Below are 23,850 nucleotides of genomic sequence, written 5' to 3'. Positions count from 1 at the left end.
GACAAGTTGGCCTCATCCCGCTTTCTCTTTCTGCTCTGTTGCTTCCCCTGCCTATGATAACGGCGTCCGTTTTTTGCGATCAAGGTAGATGCCTACTGCGATCACTACTAACAACAGCCCCAAGACGACCCAACCAGCGGTCGTGGTGTCATTGGTTTTCGGTAAGTTGTCAGTTCCCTGCTTCGTTGTTTTGCCTTCTTTGACACGATTGTTGAATACCATGTCTGCCGTTTGCTCCGCTTCAGCTACTAATTTTCCTGCTTGATCTTTGACTGTGACCGTTACTTGATAGGTGGTTTCATCATAGATGATCGTGGCGTCGTTGCCAGCTTTTTCACGAATCGTGTAACGATGTTCCCCAGCATCGTCATACGTCATTGCATCAAAGGTAATCGTTCCATTTGCGTCATTGCGTTGGGTTTGCAGAACCTTTCCAGCTTCATCCACTAATTCAAATGCGAATTCGTTGGCTTGCAAATCTCTACCCGTCAAGACTTTCTTAGCACTTAGTACGACACTGCCTGCTTGTGGTTGGTAGCTGTTTTCAAAGACTTGATCGCCTTCGTATTCCGCCACTGCGGTCAACTGTCCAGCTTCATCGGTGACGGTCACGACTACGGCCAGTTCTTTTGCATCGTAGGTGATGGTACCGTCAGTTCCTGCTTTCTCACGAATGGTGTAGTGGTACTCACCTGTTTCATCATAGGCGAGAGCGTCAAAGTAAATCTTGCCAGTTGCGTCATTGGCTTTTGTTTGAAGAACAGTTCCGTCTTCATCGACTAGTTCAAAAGCGAATTCATTTGCTTGTAGTGTACGACCAGTTAAGACTTTCTCGGCACTTAGTACGACACTGCCTGCTTGTGGTTGATAGCTGTTTTCAAAGACTTGGTTGCCTTCGTATTCGGCAACTGCCGTGAGCTGTCCGTCTTCATCCGTCACGTTCACAACTACTGCAAGCTCTTTTGTATCGTAGGTGATGGTACCGTCAGTTCCTGTTTTCTCACGAATGGTGTAGTGATACTCACCTGCTTTGTCATATGCAAGAGCATCGAAGTAGATCTTGCCAGTGGCGTCGTTGGCTTTTGTTTGAAGAACAGTTCCGTCTTCATCGACCAGTTCAAAATCGAATTCATTTGCTTGTAGCGTACGACCAGTTAAGACTTTCTCGGCACTTAGTACGACACTGCCTGCTTTTGGCGTATAGCTGTTTTCAAAGACTTGATCGCCTTCGTATTCGGCAACTGCGGTCAACTGTCCGTCTTCATCCGTCACGGTTACAACTACCGCCAGCTCTTTTGTATCGTAAGTGATGGTGTCATCAGTTCCTGTTTTCTCACGAATGGTGTAGTGGTATTCGCCTGCCTTGTCATATGCAAGAGCATCAAAGTAGATCTTACCAGTGGCGTCGTTGGCTTTTGTTTGAAGTACAGTTCCATCTTCATCGACTAGTTCAAAAGCGAATTCATTTGCTTGTAAGGTACGGCCGATTAAGACTTTCTCGGCACTAAGTACGACACTGCCGGCTTTTGGCGTATAGTCGTTTTCAAAGATCGCATTGCCTTCGTATTCGGCCACTGCCACGAGCTGTCCGTCTTCATCGGTGACGGTTACAACTACCGCTAGTTCTTTTGCATCGTAAGTGATGGTGCCATCAGTTCCTGCTTGCTCACGGATGGTGTAACGGTATTCGCCTGCTTTGTCATATGCAAGAGCATCAAAGGCAATTTGCCCGGTTGCATCATTGGCTTTTGTTTGAAGAATGTTACCATCTTCATCTACCAGTTCAAATATAAATTCGTCAGCTTGTAACGTGCGGCCTGTCAAGACTTTCTCGGCACTCAGTACGACACTACCAGCTTTTGGTGTATAGTCGTTTTCAAAGATCGCATTGCTATCATACGTTGCTTTTGCCACTAGTTGCCCGTCTTCATCGGTTACTTTCACGACAACACCAATTTCTTTCGTGTCATAGGTAATGGTACTATCTGCGCCAGCTTTTTCCCGAATCGTATAACGGTATTCGCCGACTTCGCCATATGTCAATTCATCGAAATAGATTTGACCATTTACGTCATTGGTTTTCGTCTGTAACACGTTGCCTGCTTCACCGACTAGCTCAAAGGCAAACTCGTTGGCTGCTAGTGTGCGGCCTGTCAACACTTTCTCTACATTCAAGACCACACCGCCAGCTTTTGGCGTATAGTCGTTTTCAAAGACTTGGTTGCCTTCATATTCCGCAACTGCGGTCAATTGTCCGTCTTCATCGGTGACGGTCACGACTACCGCTAGTTCTTTCGTATCGTATGTGATGGTACCGTCAGTTCCTGCCTTCTCACGAATGGTGTAGTGATACTCACCTGTTTCCTCGTAAGGGAGCGCGTCAAAGTAGATCTTGCCAGTGGCGTCATTGGCTTTTGTTTGAAGTACAGTTCCCTCTTCATCGACTAGTTCAAAATCGAATTCATTTGCTTGTAAGGTACGACCGGTTAAGACTTTCTCGGCACTTAGTACGACACTGCCGGCTTTTGGCGTATAGTCGTTTTCAAAGACTTGGTTGCCTTCGTATTCGGCAACTGCCACAAGCTGTCCGTCTTCATCGGTGACGGTTACAACTACCGCCAGTTCTTTTGCATCGTATGTGATGGTACCGTCAGTTCCTGCTTTCTCACGGATGGTATAGCGGTATTCACCTGCTTTATCATAAGGAAGAGCGTCAAAGTAGATCTTGCCAGTTGCATCATTGGCTTTTGTTTGAAGTACAGTTCCTGCTTCATTGACTAACTCGAAGTCAAATTCTTCTGCTTTCAAATCACGACCAATCAGTACTTTCTCAGCACTCAAAACGACACTACCGGCTTTTGGCGTATAGACATTTTCAAAGACTTGATTGCCTTCATAGACTGCTTTCGCAATCAACTGGCTGTCTTCTTCCGTGACGGTCACAGTTACCTTTAGTTCCTTGTCAGTATAGGTGATGGTTGGATCGTTGCCGGCTTTTTCCCGAATCGTATAGTGGTACTCGCCAGGCTCGTTGTAAGTGATGGCGTCAAAGGCAACTTGACCGTTACCGTCATTGGTTTGCGTTAAAATCACAGAGCCAGCTTCATCCACCAGTTGGAAAGTAAATTCGCCGTCTTTCAACTCGCGTCCATCAAGCATTTTCTGAACATTCAAGGCAAGGGTTGTTTCTTTGATTTCTCGCTTATTGGCTAGTTCAAAAACATAATTGACTTGCTCATCAGAAATAGTGAAGGTGTACTGAGTCGCATCTCGTTCATATCCTTCTGGTGCGGTGATTTCTTGGATCATGTAATCACCGTAGCGCAGATTGTCGATCCGTTCAATGGCGTTGCCGTTTTCCATGATCTGATTGTTTTTCACCACCAGATTCGACAAGATGACTTCATAGGTGTTTTGCGCATTTTTACGGCTTAATTGGAAAACCGCTTCTTCATCGATCCCTCGTTCTTTGGTGCCATCGGCATCGTATTTCACGATCGTCAAGGAGCCGTTTGTCCCAGAAGAGGTTCCGCTACCGTCTGTCGACTTGATGGTAACTTCTTTGGTCACTGTGTGAATTTCGATCTCACTACCCGTCAAATTGACACTATTGGCCACCCGTTCATTGTTCAAAATCCCGGGATCAAGCTGTGTTTGATAAACGATAAAGTACGGTTTATCAATCATTTCTTCAAAAGCGATCACTAACGATTGCGTCCCTGCCACCACATCCGAGGTGATTTTCGGATTGTCTTCGTTGGTGAAGGTGACTTTTTCCCCTTTTTCCCAAGTGCCATTGTTTAAGACTGCTTCATACACATCTACGATCACGTTATCGTCGGCATCGCGTAAAAAGGTGTGCTGATTGTAGTTGATGGTATCGGTCACTACCGCATTGTGGATTTTGCGACTGTCAGCGTTGATCATGATTTCCCAATCGAGCAATCGATTGTTCTCGGCATTCTGGCTGCCGTTTTTCATCAACCAGTCCGTTTTCGCAGACTTATCGACTTGCCCATCAGCAGTCAACGTTGTGTCATTGTCCGTCAATGTAATAGTATTTTTGTAGGTAAATACTTCTTCAGATGCTTCCGTTGCCAAGAAGACCGCCAGTGTTTCTGACGTTTCTTTCAGCAAGGTGATCGTAACTTTCTTCGTGTCAGGGTCATAAGTGTAACTGTAATCCTCGTTTAGCACCAATTGCTCTTTCAGTGCTCTGACTTGTGTCGTATATCCAGTTACCGTGACCGTGTAAAGCGCCAAGTCTTTCAAAGTTTGGCCTTCTTGCAGCTGGTCAGTGATGACTGCATCTTTATTGATTTTTTCTTTGTACGTATTGAATAGCCCCATCCAATAGACTTGATCGCTTGAAGCAGTCTGCTCATCAAAAATAGTTCCTAGATTCCGACCAAATACAGCGGTAATCGCTTTGGCGACATCTTCGCCTTCACCAATGAATAGGCCGTATTTCAAGGCATTTTTTAACCAGTTGGTATCCATCCAAGTATTGGATTCAGAAGCTTCCGTGAACGTATTGCCGGCTTCATCTTTATAATGGACAAACGCTGCATTACTAAACCGGCTGCTAGAACTTCCTAATGCGATCTGTTGTGAAACATCGAAGCTGGTTTTAAAATTAACAGTGATCGTTGCCGAGGTCGTTTGGTACGCTCCTTGCAGCTTGATGCGAAAACCAGTCTCAAGTTCCTTCGTTGAGCCATCGGCTAGCGTTTTCGTTTCTGTGATCAGCTCTAGCGTATAGTCGGTATTGAGCTCTAAAGGCTCGGTCACCCCGCTGGCTGTCACGACTAGCGTATCCGCCAATAAAGCTAAAGCACTGCTGTTTGAGCCAGAGATCAATTGATAGCGGTCTTCTATAATCAGGTCGCTAACTTTTTGCTGATTGGTATTGGCTTCAATTTTCCATGCGACAGTCTTCGTTTCATAGTCTTTGGAGCCAGCGGTTTTCACGACACCGATCGTTTTGGTTGGTGTCACTGTCCCGCTGCCCGTCAACGAGGTATTTTGATTGTCGCGGATCGAAGCGTAATTGTATATACGGGTATCGGCTAAAACCGATTCATACAACTGGGTGTCGTATTGGATCTTGTAGTAGCCAGCTTTGGCAAACGTGATGCCAAAGCGTACGATTTCCCCCTCTTTGTCCAGCTGGTATGTCCCATCAAAGGACCAGTCCTCTGAAGGGATTGGATTACCGTCTTTGTCAGTGATCACCAAAGTTTCTGGAACAAAAAAGTGCAAGGCTTTTTCAGGATCTGTTCCCGAGTAGGTCTGATCCAAAACTCTGGCTTGGTCTTTGTCCAATGTAACGGAAATTTCCCAAGATGCTCGTTTCGTTTCTGGATCGTAGCCTTTAAATCGTTTGTATTCTGATTGTTCATCGTAGGTAACCGTTGCTTCTGCGGTTTTTTCTGTAAAATCGCTACCGTTGATTGTTGCCGTGTTTTTGAAAGAAGAAGCCGTTGGATCGGTGACTGCACTATTGATGACGATTCGAACCGGTTGATTAACCGTTTGATTGAAGGTAAACGTGTTGTTAACACTGTTATACGTATATAAGCCATCGGTACGAATCCATTCATCGGTGGATTCATCGTACAAGTAGCCTGTCGAGGTACTATAAGCTAATCCTTGTGGCATCTTATCGGTAATCACCACATCATGCAATTCACGACTGGTTTGGTTAAAAATAATTTCCCAAACCACTGAACCGCTGGAAGTCACGTTACCAGTCTTAATGATATCGACCTCATAAATAGGCAATGTAATGATGATCTCATGGCCATCTTCATCGTAAATCCCGGTAGGAATGGTCACTTCCTCAGTAACGGTGCTTACACTTAATTCAGTGATCAGATCAATAGTCCCTGAGCGGTTGGAAAGTGTTTGTGCCGCCTCATTAAAAGTAACGGTCAATGTACCATCGAGTGCTAAGGTAAATCTTCCGATCGATTGTCCGCCGGAACGGGTCAATTCACCACTGACGGTGTTATGAATGGCAAAATAATTCGGCAATTGATACGTATAATAATCACCAGCACGAATTTCTTCCGTATCTGCTAACGACCAGTCAAAATGAATTTTGATATTGTCATTATACATCGGTGGATTTTCGGCAGTGAAAGGCTGATCGTTTAAGTCAGTGATTCGGACATTGTCAAAAAGCTGCACGCCCCGTTCATTCAGGTTGGCACTAAGATTTTCAGCGGTAGCAGAAGCTTCCGTTTCCGTCTCAGCATCTGGTGCTCGGGGTTGAATGCTGTTTTGATTCAGTGTCGAAGATGCTTGGGTTGCTTGACTTTCACTAGGGACGGTTGCTTGTTCTTCTTCTGCTTGACTCGTTGCTGACTGAACTGCTCCCGCTGTCGATGAATCCGTAGGTGCTTTTTCCGTATCGATCGTTCCGGTCACAGGTTCAGTACTTTCTAATGTTTCGGTCGTTCTTTCGGTGCTTTCGGTTGCGTTGATTGCTTCTGCCAGTATGATCGTTGGTTCACAAAGGATAGAACCAAGCAAGACTAGCAAACATATATAGATAGAAAATTGTTTTTTCATAATTGTTCATTCCTTTTTATAAATTTTTTCAATTGATCTCGGAAGCGCTCGACGAATAATATTGTTCAACAGTGAGCAAGATATCCCAACAAACAACTGCTTTTTGCCTCCTCCCCATGATTCAAAAATTTTGGTCTTTGCTACTTGTATCAAACGTATTACTACTATTCCACACTTCTATTTTCCCAAAATTTTGGGGTGGGATGTATTCAAAAAAATACAACACGCAATTTTTTTGAATACATGTAAAAACGTGATACTATTTACTTAAAAGGGGGCTCAGGGGCAATCATGTTACGGAAATTGTTATCATCTACAACACAAAAGAAACTACAGCTGATTAAGTATTTATTAGACGATCAGGGGACGAGTCTTCACGATTTGGCAGTGAAATTTTCCATTTCAATGTCTGCAGCGAAAACCTATATCGCGGAAATCGACAATGAATTTTCGTTTCTGGACTTACAATTTGACGATTATTCAGCTGTTCGCCTACACTTGCAGCCTTTCGCTACTCGACTAGACGTATACAGCCAGTTTTTAAATCGCTCGTCTGCGTTTCAATTGTTAGAACTACTCTTCTCATCAAGTTTCACTAGTTATGACATGCTGGCACTAGAATTAAATTTAAGCAAGTCATCGATCATTCGTTTGATCAAGAGGATCAATTTGGTTCTGGCACCGTGTGATTTCTTCATCGCAACCAAACCCATCCAGTTAAAAGGAAATGAAAACAATATTCGCCAATTTTTTCTGATTTTCTTCTTAGAGAAGTACCAGTATGAATTTGTGGATGCCAACATTAACCAAGAGCAGGATTTCTTGAAGATCGCCCGTATCATGGCTGCTGCGACACCCTTAAAACTTTATTTTTCCGACATCAAAAAAATTGCCTTTGTAATCTATATCAACACGAAGCGCGATCGCTTATACGCTTCCAATCCCAATGGGAACCACATCGAATATTTCTTAGAAAAAATCGATTTAAGCGAATTTACTGGCTACAGTCGTGCTTACGTCGAGAAAATGGTCGGCTATATCACAACCCATATCGGTCAAGACCCCGCTGTCTTTCGCGAGACCAAACAAGAGTTTTATCAAATGACCAAGCGTATATTTAAAAAATACAACTATCATGAAGCCAATTTTGAAGAGAAGTTGGATGCCGTCGTCTTTTCCTATTTTCTTGGAATCAACTTGCAGGTTCCTTACTGCATCTTGGATGATCGCTTTGCTCGTTTTGTCAATAACTGTGATTTGGTCCAACAGACAGTCAATCAAGACATCGTTCAGGTTTTGACCCATTCGAATTTGCCAATCATTCGACCAAGTACGATCAATTACCTAATTTATATTTTCCATACCTCTTTTCCAAATTTCGCCAAAGAAATCATCGATACCCACGCTGACTTTCGCTTAGCTTTGTTTTATGATACAAATAGTTACCATACGGAATTTATCCAGACGAAAATCCAACAGTTTATTCCTTATCAGCTAACAATCACGATTTTAAATCCTCTGGACTCGTTTTCTCTGACCAAACTGGACGAGACTTATGATTTGATCATCGGCAATTTGACCCCCTCCTGCAGAAAAAATGTGTTTCATTATGCAGACATCAACCTGACTTCGAATGATTTGGCGTTTATCGCTCGGCAGATTCAGGAAAAGGGGATTCGGATGCTGCAAGAAAAGAATGCGCAATAAAAAAAACCTCGAAAAGCCGCAATTTAGCGATTTTTGAGGGTTTTTTTGTTATTTATTTACTGTTTAATTTTGTTCACTACGCCATGGCTGGACGTTTTGCTGGCGATACAGAGCTGCTTTCCCAATTGCATTGAAGAGGGTCATTTTTTGCGTAACCACTGCTTTGGCTGCCTCAATGCATTCTGGGTAAATGGCATTTGGATCCCACAATTCCGTTTCTGCTAAGATTTGGCGGCATTTTTTATAAAAGGCGTATTTATAGTCAGAGGAGATATTTACTTTTTGGATACCGATTGCCACTGCCTGAGCGATTTCTTCATCGGGATTGGCCGATCCGCCATGCAACACCAATGGGATATCGACACGATCTTTGATTTCTTGCAAGACATCCATTTTTAATTCCGGTTTGATATCTTTCGGATAAATACCATGGGCAGTTCCAATCGCAACTGCTAGTGTGTCAATGCCTGTCTTCTCAATGAACTCTTGTGCATCTTCAGGACGAGTATAAATCACTTCGGAGACGCCCCCTTCAACGGAGGTTCCGGTATTGCCGATCGTTCCTAGCTCGCCTTCGACAGATACCCCAATCGGATGGCAAATCTCGGTAATCTGTTTTGTTAGAGCAATATTTTCTTCAAAAGGCAGCAACGACCCATCGATCATCACCGAGCTGAATCCGCAATGGATCGCCCGCATAATACTTGCCAAACTGTCGCCGTGGTCCATATGGATCACGATCGGCACAGAACTGTTTTTCGCTCTGGAAACTGCATAGTGGAAAAATTCATCCTTTGTAAAGGCCAATTCTGTTGGGTGGACCGCAATGATGGCTGGTGCATCGTTTTCTTCTGCTGCTTCGATAACGACGCGTAAAAAGTTACTGTCTGCGACGTTAAAGGCACCAACGGCAAATTGATTTTCTTTGGCAACGGTCAGTAATTGTTTCATATTGATCAACATATAAGTGTGCTCCATTCTTTTTTAAAGTGATTTGTTTTTTGATCCAGATAATTCGATATACTCTTTGACGACTGCTTTTCCTGCTTCGATGGTTTGGTGGATCAGGGTCGGATAATCGCTTTCCGGACAAGCATCCAGCTGTTGGTGCAGGGCATTTCTTTGGGCTTTCATAAAATCAGCCCCTACATTGATTTTATTGATTCCTAATGCCACGGAACGTAAGATATTCTCTCTACCGGCTCCCGAGCCACCATGCAAAACCAGCGGTAGATCAGTGGCTTCTTTGATGGTTTGAACGATATCAAAGCGAAATGCCGGGCGGTACCCTGCTGGATAATCCCCATGACTGGAGCCGTAAGAAAGAGCGAGACAGTCGACCCCGGTTGCTCGAATAAAATGGATGGCTTCCTCTGGATCGGTATACATCGCATCGCTAGTATACTGATCCCCAGCCACTGCTCCCATGTCCCCAACCTCTGCTTCGACACTGGCATTATAGGCTTGCGCAAATTGCACGATCTCTTTGGTGATGGCGATGTTTTTTTCTAAAGGATGCATAGAGGCATCCATCATGACGCTTGAGAATCCTTCATGGAGACATTGTTTGACGAAGGCGATATCCTGTCCGTGATCCAGATTGATGGCAACCTCCACATTGACATTTTCTGCCATTCGAATGATCGGCTGGGTTAAGTAACGATGATCCAGATGGGTTTTTAAATGGTCTTGCAACAAATCCACGATGATGGGCGCATGAGATTCTGCAGCGGCGTCGATCACTGCTTTAGCGGTTTCCATATTAAAACAATTGATAGCCATAACGGCATAGTTTTCTCGATTGGCTTTTTGCAGCATCTCTCTCATTGATACATACATTTTCTTCGCTCCTTTTCTTAAGAAATTTCAATCGACGAAAAGTCAACGTCTTCTTCCTCTTCCATGATCGGCGTTTCCACGGGTGCCTTTTTCAATGCAAACAGCAAAACACCGGTGATGGCAGAACCAATCAGGAGTGCGATGGTAAATTTCAGTGGATCCGTCATGGCAGGAATGATGAAGACCCCACCAGATGGCACTGGTGAACCGACGCCCCAAACCATGCTTAGACCACCGCCGACGGCTGCTCCGACCGTACAAGAAAAAATGACGCGAAACGGGTCGACGGCAGCGATCGGGATCACTCCTTCTGTAATCATACAAAGGCCCATTGGAAAAGCGATCTTGATGTTGTCTTCTTCTTCCGTAGAATATTTGGGCCGGCGTAAGAGACGAGAGAGGACCCAAGAGATTGTAACACCAAAGGGCGGCACCATTGAGGCTAAAATTTTCACGGCTTCGGGTTCTTGAATGCCTTCCAGTAATAGACCATCAGCAAATAGCGAGGCGACTTTGTTGACGGGGCCGCCAAAATCAAAGGCAGCCATACCACCGACAATCGCGCCAAATAAGAAATTTCCCGAGCCTTGCAGATTCGTTAAGAAGGTAGTCAACGCCTCAGTAGCCCACACGATCGGTACACCGATGACGAAGAACATCAAAGCACCAACGATCAGTGTCGACAAGACCGGTACGATCATCATTGGCATCAGACCTTGTGCCCAACGTGGTACTTTAAGGTTTTTTACTAAGAATAAGACCAGATAACCTGCGAGATAGCCTCCTAACATTCCCCCTAAAAAGCCTGCACCAATCGCATTGGCAATCAGTCCCATAAAAAGACCAGGAGCGATTCCTGGACGATCGGCAATGGAATAGGCGATCGCGGCAGCGATCACTGGCGCCAGCAGTCCCATCCCTAAAACCCCCAGCGAAACCAGTGCATCCGGGATCGTATAGGCAGCATCGTAATTTTCAATGGCCGTGCCGTTGGCAAGATTTCCGATAGCGATTAAAAGCCCAGCTGTTACAACGACAGGTAGCATATACGAGATGGCGGTTAAGGCATGTTTTTTCAACTGCAGCTGTTTCATCATTTGTTTCATCCCCCTTTGAATTTAAGTCGTTAAAACATTCGTTGATTCATCCCTGATTTAATTTTTCTTCAATCGTTTCAAGCAAACGCTTAGGCGCTTTGATCACCATACTAGTTGGAATTTCTACTATTCGCTTGCCTTCAAAACGGTCTCTGCCGCCGATTTTGATATCTGCCGCAATAATGACAACATCGGCTGCTTGAATAGCTGCTTCCGTCAATTCACTTTCTGTCCCGATGGTTCCTTGGGTTTCGATATGGACTTCATGACCAAGTTCTTTCGCAGCTGTTTCGATTTTTTGCTTAGCGATATACGTATGAGCGATTCCTGAAGTACAAGCAGCTACACCAACGATTTTCATCTCTTCTCCCCCTTTCTTAGTTTTCTGCCATTGGATCTTTAGCAAGCAAGGCCATCATTTGATCCTTTGTCCCTGACGCAACGAGACGATCAATAAACGATTCATCCGCTAGTAGCATCGCTACTTTTTGCAGCAGCTTGATATGCATCGTATTGGCATCGGTATTTTTGACTGCAAACAAGATGATTACTTGAACGGGCGCTTCATCGATGGACTCCCATTCAAGCGGACGCTTGGTTTTTCCGATCACTAAGGAAGTCTTTTTCACACTGTCTGACTTTCCATGTGGGATTGCTAAGCCATGTCCGATACCGGTCATTCCTTCCGTTTCTCGGGCAAAGACATCTTGGGTGAACCCTGCTAAATCGGTAATTATTTGGTTTTCATATAAAAGTTCAGACAGTTCAGTGATCGCTTCTTCTTTTGAATTCGCTTCCATTTCCATCTTGATAAGATTGGGATTGATTACATCTGCGATGCTGAACGTTTGGATCGTTTGGCTTTCGTTTTTCATCTTTACATCTCTCCTAATAGTTGTTGGACTCGCTTTTCATCCTGTTTGGTAAATACCGAATTGACTAAAATCGTCGGCACCTGCGTTTCTACTGGCAAATTAATGGTGGTTAAGATCAAATCGATATTCTGGTAGTCTTGCGCATGCTTTCGGTACATACGAGCGGAAAGCACATCCACGATATCCAGTTCAGGAAATGCTCGTTGGACTTTGACTTTCAGCAGCTCAGAAGTCCCTACGCCGCTGCTGCACATGATTAAGACTCGCTGTCTGCGCCGACGAATGACTTTAAATTTCACAAAATACAGCACTAAGAAACCAATCTCGTCTTCCGATATGGGATTCGTTCCATAGGTTTTCTCCACTTCCTTGCTGACTTGTGCCACTTGCTCAAAAATCCTTGGGTACTCTAGTTGGATGTCACTTAGCAGACCGTTTTTCACGATAATTTTATTCTTTAGCCGATAGAGCATCGGCTGGATATGGCAAAGTAGATCGGTCTTGTCTGTTTGCTGGTTCAATTGAATACCCAGTGCTTTTTCCATCTGGTTAGTAAAAAACTCCGTGATTTCGCTGGCTTCTTTTGTCAGATTGGTCATTGCCAAGGGTTTGTTTTCCACTCTGGAAGACACTAAATACTGGTAGAGATAAAATACCTCACTTTCTGGCAGCTCCGTCACGAGATAGGCATTGATTTTTTCAATCACTTGTTGGGCAATTTGATAAAACTCTTGGTGCTGTTCAATCAAATGCTGTTCTTCCTCATCTAAGCCCTCAATAAATTCTTCACGGTCAATTTCTCCTTCTCTCATTCGTAAAATCAGAATATACAGATGCGAGAAAATATTCATATTGTAAGGATACGCAATACTGTTCGCGAGTTTTCGCTCAATAAATTCAAGAATTGAGGTAATAAAGTTGATATCAAAGGCATTGATGGGATATTTTTGCGTAACCATTTCTTCATTCCACACATGGGTCTTCGTAAAGAGATCGTTGACACAGCGACGGATATTTTTTTCGGTACCAATCACTGAAATTCTCTTATCGGATCGGATCAACTGGAGTTCAAAGTACTGAAAATATTCCGAAAGACGATTGATATCACTACTTATCACTGCTTCACTCAAATAGTAAGGGGCGAACAGCTCTTTGATCATTAATCGCTTTGGTGATTTAAACAATAAATGCAGTGCAATCGCATGACGCCGCTCAAGCGGCTCATCATTTTGATCCGTTTCTTGATTTTCAATCGTGCCTTTGAGATACGCTTCATAATCCAAACAAAATCCTTTGCCGATTTCAGACCGAATGATTTCTGAACCAGCAGCCTCATTGATCCGTTTGATTGTCCGATAAATGGTTTTTGTTGAAACCTTAGCAGCTGTGGCTAGTTCATTAGCGGTCAAATTCATTCCTTGTGTCATAAACTGCTCAATCAAACGTGTTTCTCTCTTGCTCAGCTTCATACTGTCTCCCTCCGTATCTTTACTATAGCCCTCTTTGGCTCGAGTATTTCTTAATCGATGTCCACTGATTTGGACATTTCAAAAATAACGCTTTCATTTATTGTTCCAAATGCCCTTTTTCTAGGATGAAAGAAGGACGCATTCTTTTTCGTAACATTTCCTTTTGCTAAACAAAAAAAGCTTGCCATTCCGAAGAATGACAAGCTTTTCCGTCACACTGAGTCAATCAGGTGCTGGGCATTGATTAGTTTTGGCTGTTCAATGCGTCTTCAGCAGCCATTTGTGCTTCGATGTCTGAGATGCTGTAGACATTTTCGCTGGCAACTGTTACTTCTTTTGGTTCCATTTCACGGTAACGAGGCATACCAGTACCAGCTGGGATGATCTTACCGATGATAACATTTTCTTTCAATCCAAGAAGTGGATCTTTCTTGCCGCGGATCGCTGCATCGGTCAACACACGAGTGGTTTCTTGGAAGGACGCAGCAGACAAGAAGCTGTTGGTTTCCAAGGATGCTTTCGTGATCCCTAATAGGACTGGACGGCTAGTTGCAGGAACGCCGCCGGCTACCAATGTGTCGTAGTTGCGGTCTTTAAAGTCGGCGATATCCAACAATGTTCCTGGCAAGATGCCTGAATCACCTGGATCCATAACGCGGACTTTACGCAGCATTTGACGAACCATTACTTCGATATGTTTGTCGCCGATTTCTACCCCTTGCATCCGGTAAACGCGTTGAACTTCCCGTAATAGGTAGTTTTCAACAGACAAGACATCGCGAACTTGTAACAGTTGTTTTGGATCGATCGAACCTTCCGTCAATGGTGCACCACGATGGATAAAGTCGCCTTCTGCTACTTTCATCCGGGCAGTATAAGGAACGGTATACGTACGCGTATCGGTTTCCCCTTTGATGGTCACTTCTTTGGTCCGAGTTGAAGGGTCTTCTGAGATATCGATGACTTCTCCGGTAACTTCGGTAATGACCGCTTGTCCTTTCGGATTACGGGCTTCAAAGATTTCTTGGACACGAGGGAGACCTTGCGTGATATCGTCTCCGGCAACCCCGCCGGTATGGAAGGTACGCATGGTCAACTGAGTACCAGGTTCACCGATTGATTGGGCAGCGATGGTACCGACTGCTTCCCCAACTTCAACTTCAGAACCAGTGGCTAAGTTGCGGCCATAACAATGTTTACATACACCATGTTTGGTGTTACATGTAAAGACAGAGCGAATCGATACTGTTTCGATGCCAGCATCCACGATGGCTTTAGCTAAATCTTCAGTGATCAATTCATTGACCCCTAGAAGGACTTCGCCAGTTTCAGGATGGATCACTGATTTACGTGTGTAACGTCCAATCAAACGTTCTTCTAAGGATTCGATGATTTCGTTTCCTTCGCGAATTGCTTGAATATCTAAACCACGGTCAGTGCCACAATCGTCTTCACGGATGATGACATCTTGGGCAACGTCAACGAGACGACGTGTCAAGTAACCGGAATCGGCTGTTTTCAAGGCGGTATCGGTCATCCCTTTACGGGCACCATGGGTCGAGATAAACATTTCTAAGACAGATAGACCTTCACGGAAGTTTGAGATGATCGGCAATTCCATGATACGTCCGTTAGGCGCGGCCATCAATCCACGCATCCCAGCAAGCTGAGTAAAGTTGGAGATGTTACCACGGGCACCGGAATCAGACATCATGAAGATTGGGTTTTTCGCTTCCAATGATTCCATCAGTTTTAACTGAATTTCATCTTTGGCTGCATTCCAAACACCAATAACTCGTTCATAACGCTCGTCATCGGTAATTAACCCACGACGGAATTGTTTCGTGATCGTTTCTACTTGTTTGTGGGCATTGTCGATGATTTCATGTTTTTCATGCAAGTTCATGATATCAGCGATACCAACGGTGATACCCGCCATTGTTGAGTGGCTGTATCCTAAGTCTTTCATGCGGTCAAGCATGCGTGACGTTTCAGTGATGCGGAAACGTTTGAAGACTTCTGAAATGATGTTTCCTAAGTTTTTCTTCTTGAATGGGCCAACAAGCTCTTGTTCTTTGATGAAGGCAGGCACATCTGTACCAGCTTCAATAAAGTACTTGTCTGGTGTTTGAACCGTCAAGTTGTAGTCTGTCGGTTCGTTCAAGAATGGGAATTCTGGGGGCATGATCGAGTTGAAGATCACTTTACCCACTGTTGTTACCATCAAGCGTTGTTTTTGTTCAGACGTGAATGGTTTGTCCCCTAAAGTGTTTGGATTGATGGCGATCCGTGTGTGTAAATGCACGTAGCCATTGCGCCATGCCGTAACTGCTTCGTCCATGTCACGGAAGATCATGCCTTCCCCTTCACGGCCTTCTTCTTCCATCGTCAAGTAGTAGTTCCCTAGGACCATATCCTGAGATGGTGTTACAACTGGTTTTCCGTCTTTTGGATTCAAAATGTTTTGGGCTGCTAACATCAGCATACGTGCTTCTGCTTGCGCTTCTTCGTTCAATGGTACGTGAACGGCCATTTGGTCTCCATCGAAATCGGCATTGTAGGCTTCACAAACAAGTGGGTGCAAACGAATGGCACGGCCTTCAACTAAGACTGGTTCAAATGCTTGGATACCTAATCTGTGAAGCGTAGGTGCCCGGTTCAATAGCACTGGATGTTCTTTGATGACATCTTCTAAAACATCCCAAACTTCGTCTTCTTGACGTTCGATTTTGCGTTTGGCATTTTTGATGTTTGACGCGATTTCACGAGAAACAAGCTCCCGCATCACGAATGGTTTGAACAATTCGATCGCCATTTCTTTAGGCAGACCACATTGGTACATTTTCAGGAATGGACCAACGACGATAACTGAACGACCTGAGTAGTCGACCCGTTTTCCTAGCAAGTTTTGACGGAAACGACCTTGTTTCCCTTTCAACATGTGAGAAAGAGATTTCAATGGGCGGTTCCCTGGTCCTGCAACTGGACGGCCGCGACGACCGTTATCGATCAAGGCATCGACTGCTTCTTGCAACATCCGTTTTTCATTTTGAACGATGATGTTTGGTGCATTCAAGTCTAACAAGCGTTTCAAACGGTTGTTACGGTTGATTACACGACGATACAAGTCGTTCAAGTCACTTGTGGCAAAACGTCCACCTTCTAATTGCACCATTGGGCGCAAATCAGGCGGGATAACTGGGATAACGTCCATGACCATCCAGCTTGGTTTGTTTCCTGAAGCACGGAATGCTTCTAAGATATCCAAACGGCGGATCGCACGCGTCCGTTTTTGACCAGTTGCGTTTTTCAATTCTTCTTTCAATTCAGCAACTTCGCCTTCAAGATCAACGCCATCTAATAATTGTTTGATGGCTTCGGCACCCATCGCTGCTGAAAATTCTTGACCGTATTGGTCACGTTTTTCACGGTATTCCCGTTCAGTCAATAGTTGTTTTTTCTCAAGGCTGGTGTTTCCTGGTTCAATCACTACGTAAGAAGCAAAGTAGATGATTTCTTCCAATGCACGTGGGCTCATGTCTAAGACAAGACCCATCCGTGAAGGAATGCCTTTGAAGTACCAAATGTGTGATACTGGTGCTGCTAGTTCAATGTGTCCCATGCGTTCACGACGCACTTTTGAACGTGTTACTTCCACGCCGCAACGGTCACAAACGATGCCTTTATAGCGGATCCGTTTGTATTTGCCGCAAGCACATTCCCAGTCTTTGGTTGGACCGAAAATACGCTCGTCAAACAACCCTTCGCGTTCAGGTTTTAACGTACGGTAGTTAATGGTTTCTGGTTTTTTTACTTCACCATAAGACCAGCTTCTGATTTTTTCAGGAGAAGCCAAACCGATTTGCATACTTTCGAATTTATTTACATCGATCAAAAAAGGTTCCCTCCATTTCATTTCATGGACATATCCGATAGAACGGGGGCTATTTCCGCTGGTGGCGGAAATAGCGAGGGCCGTCTATTATTGCAAGCGATCTTCTGCTGTCTCGATTTGTTGGTTCAACGCGTCGGCGGCATTTTTAGCTTCTGTTTGTGCTTTTTGTTCTAATTCACGGGCTGTTTGTTGCTCCGCAAATTTTGTTAAGGCATCAACGGTGATCAAATCATCATCGTCATCATCCATATCACGTAGTTCGATCTCTGCATCATCGATATCTAGGACACGCATGTCTAGACCCAGTGATTGCAATTCTTTTACTAATACGCGGAATGATTCTGGTACACCTGGTTTTGGAATTGGTTCCCCTTTGACGATTGCTTCGTATGTTTTCACACGACCAACCACGTCATCTGATTTGTAGGTCAAGATTTCTTGCAAGGTGTAAGCAGCACCGTATGCTTCCAGTGCCCAAACTTCCATCTCTCCGAAACGTTGTCCACCAAATTGGGCTTTTCCTCCCAATGGTTGTTGAGTAACCAATGAGTAAGGTCCAATGGAACGGGCATGCAATTTATCATCGACCATGTGGGCCAATTTGATCATGTACATGACACCAACGGAGATGCGGCCATCAAATGGTTCGCCGGTACGTCCGTCGTAAAGCACTGTTTTGGCATCGCTGGCCATTCCTGCTTCAGCAACCGTTGCCCAAACATCTTCATCGCTGGCACCATCAAAGACTGGTGTTGCCACGTGAATGCCTAGTTGACGCGCAGCCATTCCTAAGTGTAACTCTAATACTTGTCCAATGTTCATCCGAGAAGGTACCCCTAATGGGTTCAGCATGATATCGACTGGTGTGCCATCTGGTAAGAAAGGCATGTCTTCTTCTGGCATAATGCGAGAAACGACCCCTTTGTTTCCGTGACGTCCGGCCATTTTATCCCCTTCATGGATTTTCCGTTTTTGAACGATATAAACGCGAACCAGCATGTTCACGCCTGGTGACAATTCATCGCCAGCTTCGCGGGTAAAGATTTTGACATCGTGGACGATTCCGCCGCCGCCGTGAGGCACGCGTAGAGAAGTGTCACGCACTTCGCGGGCTTTTTCGCCAAAGATTGCGTGCAATAAACGCTCTTCTGCTGAAAGTTCCGTTACCCCTTTTGGCGTGACTTTCCCAACAAGCAGATCGCCATCTTTGACTTCCGCACCAATGCGGATAATCCCCATTTCGTCTAGGTCTTTCAAAGCGTCTTCCCCAACGTTCGGGATTTCGCGAGTGATTTCTTCAGGTCCTAATTTTGTGTCGCGGGCTTCTGATTCATATTCTTCAATATGGACAGAAGTGTAAACATCATCTTTCACCAAACGACGGCTCATGATGATGGCATCTTCATAGTTGTACCCTTCCCAAGTCATGAATGCGACTAAGACGTTTTGTCCTAGTGCCATTTCGCCTTGTTCCATAGATGGGCCATCTGCTAAGATGTCGCCTTTTTCCACTTTTTCACCAAGTGCTACTAATGGACGTTGGTTGTAGCTGGTTCCTGAGTTTGAACGACGGAATTTGGTAACAGAATAAACGTCCAATGCGCCATTGTCACGACGAACGCGCACTTCGGCTGCATCCACGTATTCTACGATCCCATCATGTTTACATAACAAAGCAGCTCCTGAGTCATGTGCTGATTTGTATTCCATACCAGTACCAACCCAAGGTGCTTTCGGATTGATCAATGGTACAGCTTGCCGCTGCATGTTGGCACCCATCAAGGCACGGTTGGAGTCATCGTTTTCCAAGAAAGGAATACATGCGGTTGCGACTGCGACTACTTGTTTTGGTGATACGTCCATGTAGTCGACTTTATCGATCGAAACTTCCAAGTTTTCAGAAGTAGCACGCGCCATAACAACGTCGTTTACGAAAGAGCCGTCTTCATTTAACAAGCTGTTTGCTTGGGCCACAACGTAGTGGTCTTCGGTATCGGCAGTCAAGTAATCGATCTTGTCAGTAACACGGCCTGTTTCGCGGTCAACTCGACGGTATGGTGTTTCAATGAAGCCATACTTGTTGACTTTGGCATAAGAGGCCAAGCTGTTGATCAACCCGATGTTTGGTCCCTCAGGCGTTTCGATCGGACACATACGGCCATAGTGGGAATAGTGAACGTCTCGGACTTCATAGCCGGCACGGTCACGCGTCAAACCACCAGGTCCTAAGGCAGATAGACGACGTTTATGGGTCAATTCACCCAGTGGGTTTGTTTGGTCCATGAACTGTGACAACTGAGAAGAACCAAAGAATTCTTTGATACTTGCGACAACCGGACGGATATTGATCAACTGTTGCGGTGTCAAGGTTTCGGTGTCTTGGATCGACATCCGTTCACGCACGACACGCTCCATCCGAGCAAGCCCGATCCGGAATTGGTTTTGCAATAATTCACCAACAGAACGAATCCGACGGTTCCCTAAGTGGTCGATGTCATCGACATTGCCGATGCCTTCCATCAAGTTGAAGAAGTAGCTCATTGAAGCAATGATGTCTGCTGGACGAACCGTACGTGTAGCAGTATCTGGATAGCCATTACCGATCACGTTGACTTCTTGTTCTGGATCTTTTGGTGAAAAGACTTTGATGACTTGGACGGTCATTGGTTCGGTAACGACCCCATCTTCTGATGGATAGTACGTTACACTGTTTAGGCCATTATCGATAAATGCGCCTAGTGTTTCCATGACTTGGTGAGTCAAAACAGTGCCTTTTTCAACAATGATCTCGCCTGTTTCAGGGTCAACCAAGGTTTCTGCTAAGGTCAAGTTCAATAGACGTGTTTTCAAGTCTAATTTTTTGTTTACTTTGTAACGACCAACATTTGCTAAGTCGTAACGTTTTGGATCGAAGAAACGTGCGTTCAGCAAGCTACGTGAGCTGTCTGCTGTTTTTGGCTCGCCTGGACGAAGACGTTCGTAAACATCTTTCAATCCTTCTTCGGTACGAGAATCGCTTGCGTTTTTATGCAAGTCTTTCTCGATCGTGTTACGCAATGATTCACTGTCGCCGAAAATTTCAAAGATCGTGTCATCAGAACCAAACCCTAGGGCACGGACTAAGACCGTCAAAGGAATTTTACGGGTACGGTCAATCCGCACGTAAGAGATATCTTTGGCATCAGTTTCCATTTCTAACCACGCACCGCGGTTAGGGATAACAGTTGAACCAAAGCCTTCTTTGCCGTTTTTATCGACTTTGCCATGGAAATATACACCTGGAGAGCGGACCAACTGAGAAACGATAACCCGTTCTGCCCCGTTGATGATAAAGGTTCCTTGTTCAGTCATTAATGGGAAATCACCAAAGAATACTTCTTGGGATTTGATTTCCCCAGTTTCACGGTTCGTCAAACGCAAAGTAACATGTAATGGTGCCGAATAGTTTGCATCATGGGCACGGGCTTCTTCTACTGTATACTTTGGTTCTTTCAATTCATAATCCACAAATTCTAGGGACAAGTTACCGTTGAATCCTTCGATTGGCAAAATATCTTCAAACATTTCTCTTAGGCCCTCATCTAGGAACCATTGGTAAGAGTCGGTTTGAATTTCAATCAAATTCGGTAATTCTAATACTTCACTGATCCGTGCGAAACTTCTACGTTCGCGATGCTTTCCGTATTTTACTACGTGTCCAGCCAAGCTCTTCACCTCTTCATAAAGTCTTTCAAAAAGGCTATCCGATTATTTACAAAACTGTAACAAATATTAAATATAGGTTACAGAAAGCATTTTTTGCGGCTTTTAGGCAAAAAAAAACCAAAAATAGAACGGATGCATTGGGCATTTTCTACTTTTGTTTCCTTATTCCTAAGCCGAAACGGACAATATTTCGTTTCTGCTTTTTTCGTTCAGATAGTTTTTGCAACTCCTTATTATACAGACGAAGCACTTTTCTGTCAAGCTTTCATTGGAAGTTACAATGCTTTTCTGACGCACCCATTTCCTAAGATTTTCTAAAGAAAAAAACAAGGCTGGTGAGGACTGTTTTTCGTAAGAAACTACTTTGCTTTTTGCCGATTTCTTGCTATGCTAACGAAAACGTTACACGTGAAACATTAGGAAGGATATCCTTATGACGACAAAAGAAAAAATACTGACCTTATTACAAAAAGAAGATACTGTACTGTCCGGAGAAAAACTAGCCCAAGCCTTGTCGATCTCTCGTACAGCAGTCTGGAAAGCCATTAAAGAACTTGAGAAAGAAGGCTATCATTTCAAACACTTGGCCAACGGTTATCGCTTTGTCTCCGCTGACCGCTACGATCAAGCAGCACTTGCAGCCGCCTTGCCGATGATCCCCACGATTCAAATCAAGGATGCTGTTGAGTCCACCATGAAAGAAGCCAAAATCGCCGCTTTGGACAGTGGACTGGCAACCCCCGCCCTTTTTTTGACCGAAACGCAAACAGGCGGCCATGGCCGCTTCGAACGACCGTTTTTCTCACCGAAAAAACAAGGGATCTACATGAGCTTGCTCTTAAAACCCAACCAAGCGTTTCAAGAATTGCCGCAATATACCGTTTTGGCTGCGGTGGCAGTCGCAGAAGCCATCGATGCCCTTCTAATGAAGGAAACGGCCATTAAGTGGGTCAACGATCTGTACTTAGATGGAAAAAAAATCTGCGGTATTTTGTCTGAAGCAACCAGTGACTTTGAAACAGGCCGCATTACCTCGGTTGTGATCGGTATCGGCATCAGTTTTTCGATTCCGCAACAGCAGTTTCCAGCAGAGATTCGGGAAAAAGCGACCTCACTCTTTCCTGGCGAAGAGTATCCAACCTTTTCTCGGGCAACCTTGATCCAAGAAATTTGGCGTCGGTTCTTCCAATTATTGGCAAAGCTGCCTGACATGGATTACATGGCCCGCTATCGGCAGAAATCCTTCGTTTTGGGCCGCACCGTTCAGTTTACACAACAAGGTGTGACCTATGAAGGAATCGCCAAAGACATTACTAACACCGGTGAATTAGTGGTGGAAACAGCAACGGAGCGCAAGGTGCTTTCTTCTGGAGAAATCAGTTTGGAACGGTATTGATGCTGCAAAAAGTCGCAAATCCGCTTGCTGATTCGCTGCTTTCGTAAGGAATCAGTCAAAGCAATCGCGAGCATAAATACTCCATAAACAGACCTGCTTATTCCGAAGGTTTATACAAAAGAACAACCTAGGCAGCTCCCCTTTCTATCGGGTTTAGCCACTGTCACCAAAACTTTACTGTTGCAATCAGGATCGAAAAGAAAGCGAGCCTCATCTTTTCATACTAAGTAGGATGCTTGTTCTTTTATCATGTCTTTTCTACAGTTTTTATGCGCTCTTTCATTCCCCACATAAAAAAGATCGACCTGCTCTTTCAAGAGCGGGTCGATCTTTTCTTTTACAGCAATTGCCACAGCAGGCACAAAAGCAAGCCCAAGGCATAGCTGCTGTTGAATAAAATCATGTTTTTAATCGAATAGCCGAAGCTACGTGGGTGGGGCAGGCTGGTTTGATGTTCTTTCAAGTTTTGACGGATTTTCGGCAGTGTCAGAAACACGAGCAAAATTGGCCATTGAAAGAGACCAAACAAGAGGCCCAATAAAATAGCGGCATAAGACGCCAACATCATGCCTTGAAACAGACGGATACCTGCTTCGCGACCGATGTAGTACACCAGCGTGTAGCGATGGTTTTCGATATCAGCTTCCAGATCCCGTAAATTATTGGCTAACATGATGTCAGCAATCGTGAAAATCAACGGCAAGGATGCCAACACGATGGCGCACACGGCCCAGAGGTTCCCCACTAAGCCAAAGGTTCCGTTCGCAAAATCCAGTGCCAGATAAAACACTTTTTGATCAATGGTATTGATATAGATCGTGATGGCAAAAATCCCTAATCCCATCGTTACACCGCTGAACACCTCGCCTAAAGGCATCCGCGATAACGGAATGGGGCCAAAGGTATAAAAGACCCCGATAAAACAAACCACCAGCCCCATCACTAGCAACAGCCAGCCGGTAACAAAGGTCAAGTAAAGACCGATCAGTAAGGTTCCTGCCAGCATCGCAAAAATCAGATTGCGAACAGTAGCTTCTGAGATGTTTTCGCGCCCGATCACATTGTGCTGGTATTTGTAGGTCTCTGATTTGGCTTTTTTGAAATCCATATAATTGTTGATGGACGTCGTCGTCAAATCAAACAGCAGCATCCCCAGAAAAAAAATCACAGTATTCAACGGATGAAATTCATGAAAATACACCAACGAGAACAACACACCCATAATGAAAGGGAAGACACTCGCCACCTTGGTGCGGATCTCCACCACTTCTAAAAACACTGAAAGAGACAT

General features: G+C 44.6%; 12 protein-coding genes. 2 read left to right on the top strand and 10 right to left on the bottom strand.

Annotation, left to right across the window (positions count from 1 at the left end; all coding sequences use genetic code 11):
* Nucleotides 1–51 precede the first annotated feature (51 nt).
* The gene (locus Q1X33_RS09575) at nt 52–6,576 is read right to left on the bottom strand and encodes an FctA domain-containing protein (RefSeq protein WP_270787955.1); all 6,525 of its coding nucleotides are present in this window, start codon (nt 6,574–6,576) and stop codon (nt 52–54) included.
* Nucleotides 6,577–6,867: 291 nt separating this feature from the next.
* Here Q1X33_RS09575 and Q1X33_RS09570 point away from each other — a divergent pair, with 291 nt between their 5' ends.
* Nucleotides 6,868–8,283 (top strand): helix-turn-helix domain-containing protein, encoded by a 1,416-nt coding sequence (locus tag Q1X33_RS09570; protein ID WP_301969641.1) that lies wholly within the window; start codon nt 6,868–6,870, stop codon nt 8,281–8,283.
* Nucleotides 8,284–8,346: 63 nt separating this feature from the next.
* On the opposite strand, the gene Q1X33_RS09565 is transcribed toward Q1X33_RS09570, so the two are convergent.
* The 8 genes from Q1X33_RS09565 to rpoB form a co-directional block, all read right to left on the bottom strand.
* Entirely contained in the window at nt 8,347–9,246 is a 900-nt protein-coding gene (locus tag Q1X33_RS09565) for a ketose-bisphosphate aldolase (protein WP_005230365.1), read from the bottom strand.
* Nucleotides 9,247–9,267: 21 nt separating this feature from the next.
* Nucleotides 9,268–10,122 carry a class II fructose-bisphosphate aldolase gene (locus Q1X33_RS09560; RefSeq protein WP_005230362.1) on the bottom strand — a complete coding sequence of 285 codons (855 nt, stop codon included), beginning with the start codon at nt 10,120–10,122 and terminating at the stop codon, nt 9,268–9,270.
* A gap of 17 nt (nt 10,123–10,139) precedes the next feature.
* The gene (locus Q1X33_RS09555; RefSeq protein WP_086295778.1) at nt 10,140–11,219 is read right to left on the bottom strand and encodes a PTS fructose transporter subunit IIC; all 1,080 of its coding nucleotides are present in this window, start codon (nt 11,217–11,219) and stop codon (nt 10,140–10,142) included.
* 46 nt (nt 11,220–11,265) lie between these two features.
* Entirely contained in the window at nt 11,266–11,580 is a 315-nt protein-coding gene (locus Q1X33_RS09550; RefSeq protein WP_005230357.1) for a PTS fructose transporter subunit IIB, read from the bottom strand.
* Between the two features lie 16 nt (nt 11,581–11,596).
* Nucleotides 11,597–12,094, bottom strand: a complete 498-nt coding sequence (locus Q1X33_RS09545; RefSeq protein WP_005230355.1) for a PTS sugar transporter subunit IIA — start codon at nt 12,092–12,094, stop codon at nt 11,597–11,599.
* A 2-nt stretch (nt 12,095–12,096) separates the two neighbouring features.
* Nucleotides 12,097–13,563, bottom strand: a complete 1,467-nt coding sequence (locus tag Q1X33_RS09540) for a PRD domain-containing protein (RefSeq protein ID WP_005230353.1) — start codon at nt 13,561–13,563, stop codon at nt 12,097–12,099.
* Between the two features lie 244 nt (nt 13,564–13,807).
* Complete coding sequence (rpoC, locus tag Q1X33_RS09535) at nt 13,808–17,458, bottom strand: DNA-directed RNA polymerase subunit beta' (protein WP_005230340.1); 3,651 nt, start codon at nt 17,456–17,458, stop codon at nt 13,808–13,810.
* An 87-nt stretch (nt 17,459–17,545) separates the two neighbouring features.
* On the bottom strand, nt 17,546–21,163 hold the full coding sequence (gene rpoB / locus Q1X33_RS09530; RefSeq protein WP_008381746.1) for a DNA-directed RNA polymerase subunit beta: 3,618 nt from the start codon (nt 21,161–21,163) through the stop codon (nt 17,546–17,548).
* A 433-nt stretch (nt 21,164–21,596) separates the two neighbouring features.
* Here rpoB and Q1X33_RS09525 point away from each other — a divergent pair, with 433 nt between their 5' ends.
* Nucleotides 21,597–22,559 (top strand): biotin--[acetyl-CoA-carboxylase] ligase, encoded by a 963-nt coding sequence (locus tag Q1X33_RS09525; RefSeq protein WP_005230334.1) that lies wholly within the window; start codon nt 21,597–21,599, stop codon nt 22,557–22,559.
* Nucleotides 22,560–22,896: 337 nt separating this feature from the next.
* On the opposite strand, the gene menA is transcribed toward Q1X33_RS09525, so the two are convergent.
* Entirely contained in the window at nt 22,897–23,850 is a 954-nt protein-coding gene (gene menA, locus Q1X33_RS09520; RefSeq protein WP_005230333.1) for a 1,4-dihydroxy-2-naphthoate polyprenyltransferase, read from the bottom strand.

Origin of the sequence: Enterococcus sp. B2E4, from assembly GCF_030499455.1 — a bacterium.
In the GTDB taxonomy this organism is placed as follows: domain Bacteria; phylum Bacillota; class Bacilli; order Lactobacillales; family Enterococcaceae; genus Enterococcus_D; species Enterococcus_D casseliflavus.
Note: the sequence above shows the minus strand (reverse complement) of the source record. Positions and strands in the feature narration are given on the sequence as shown.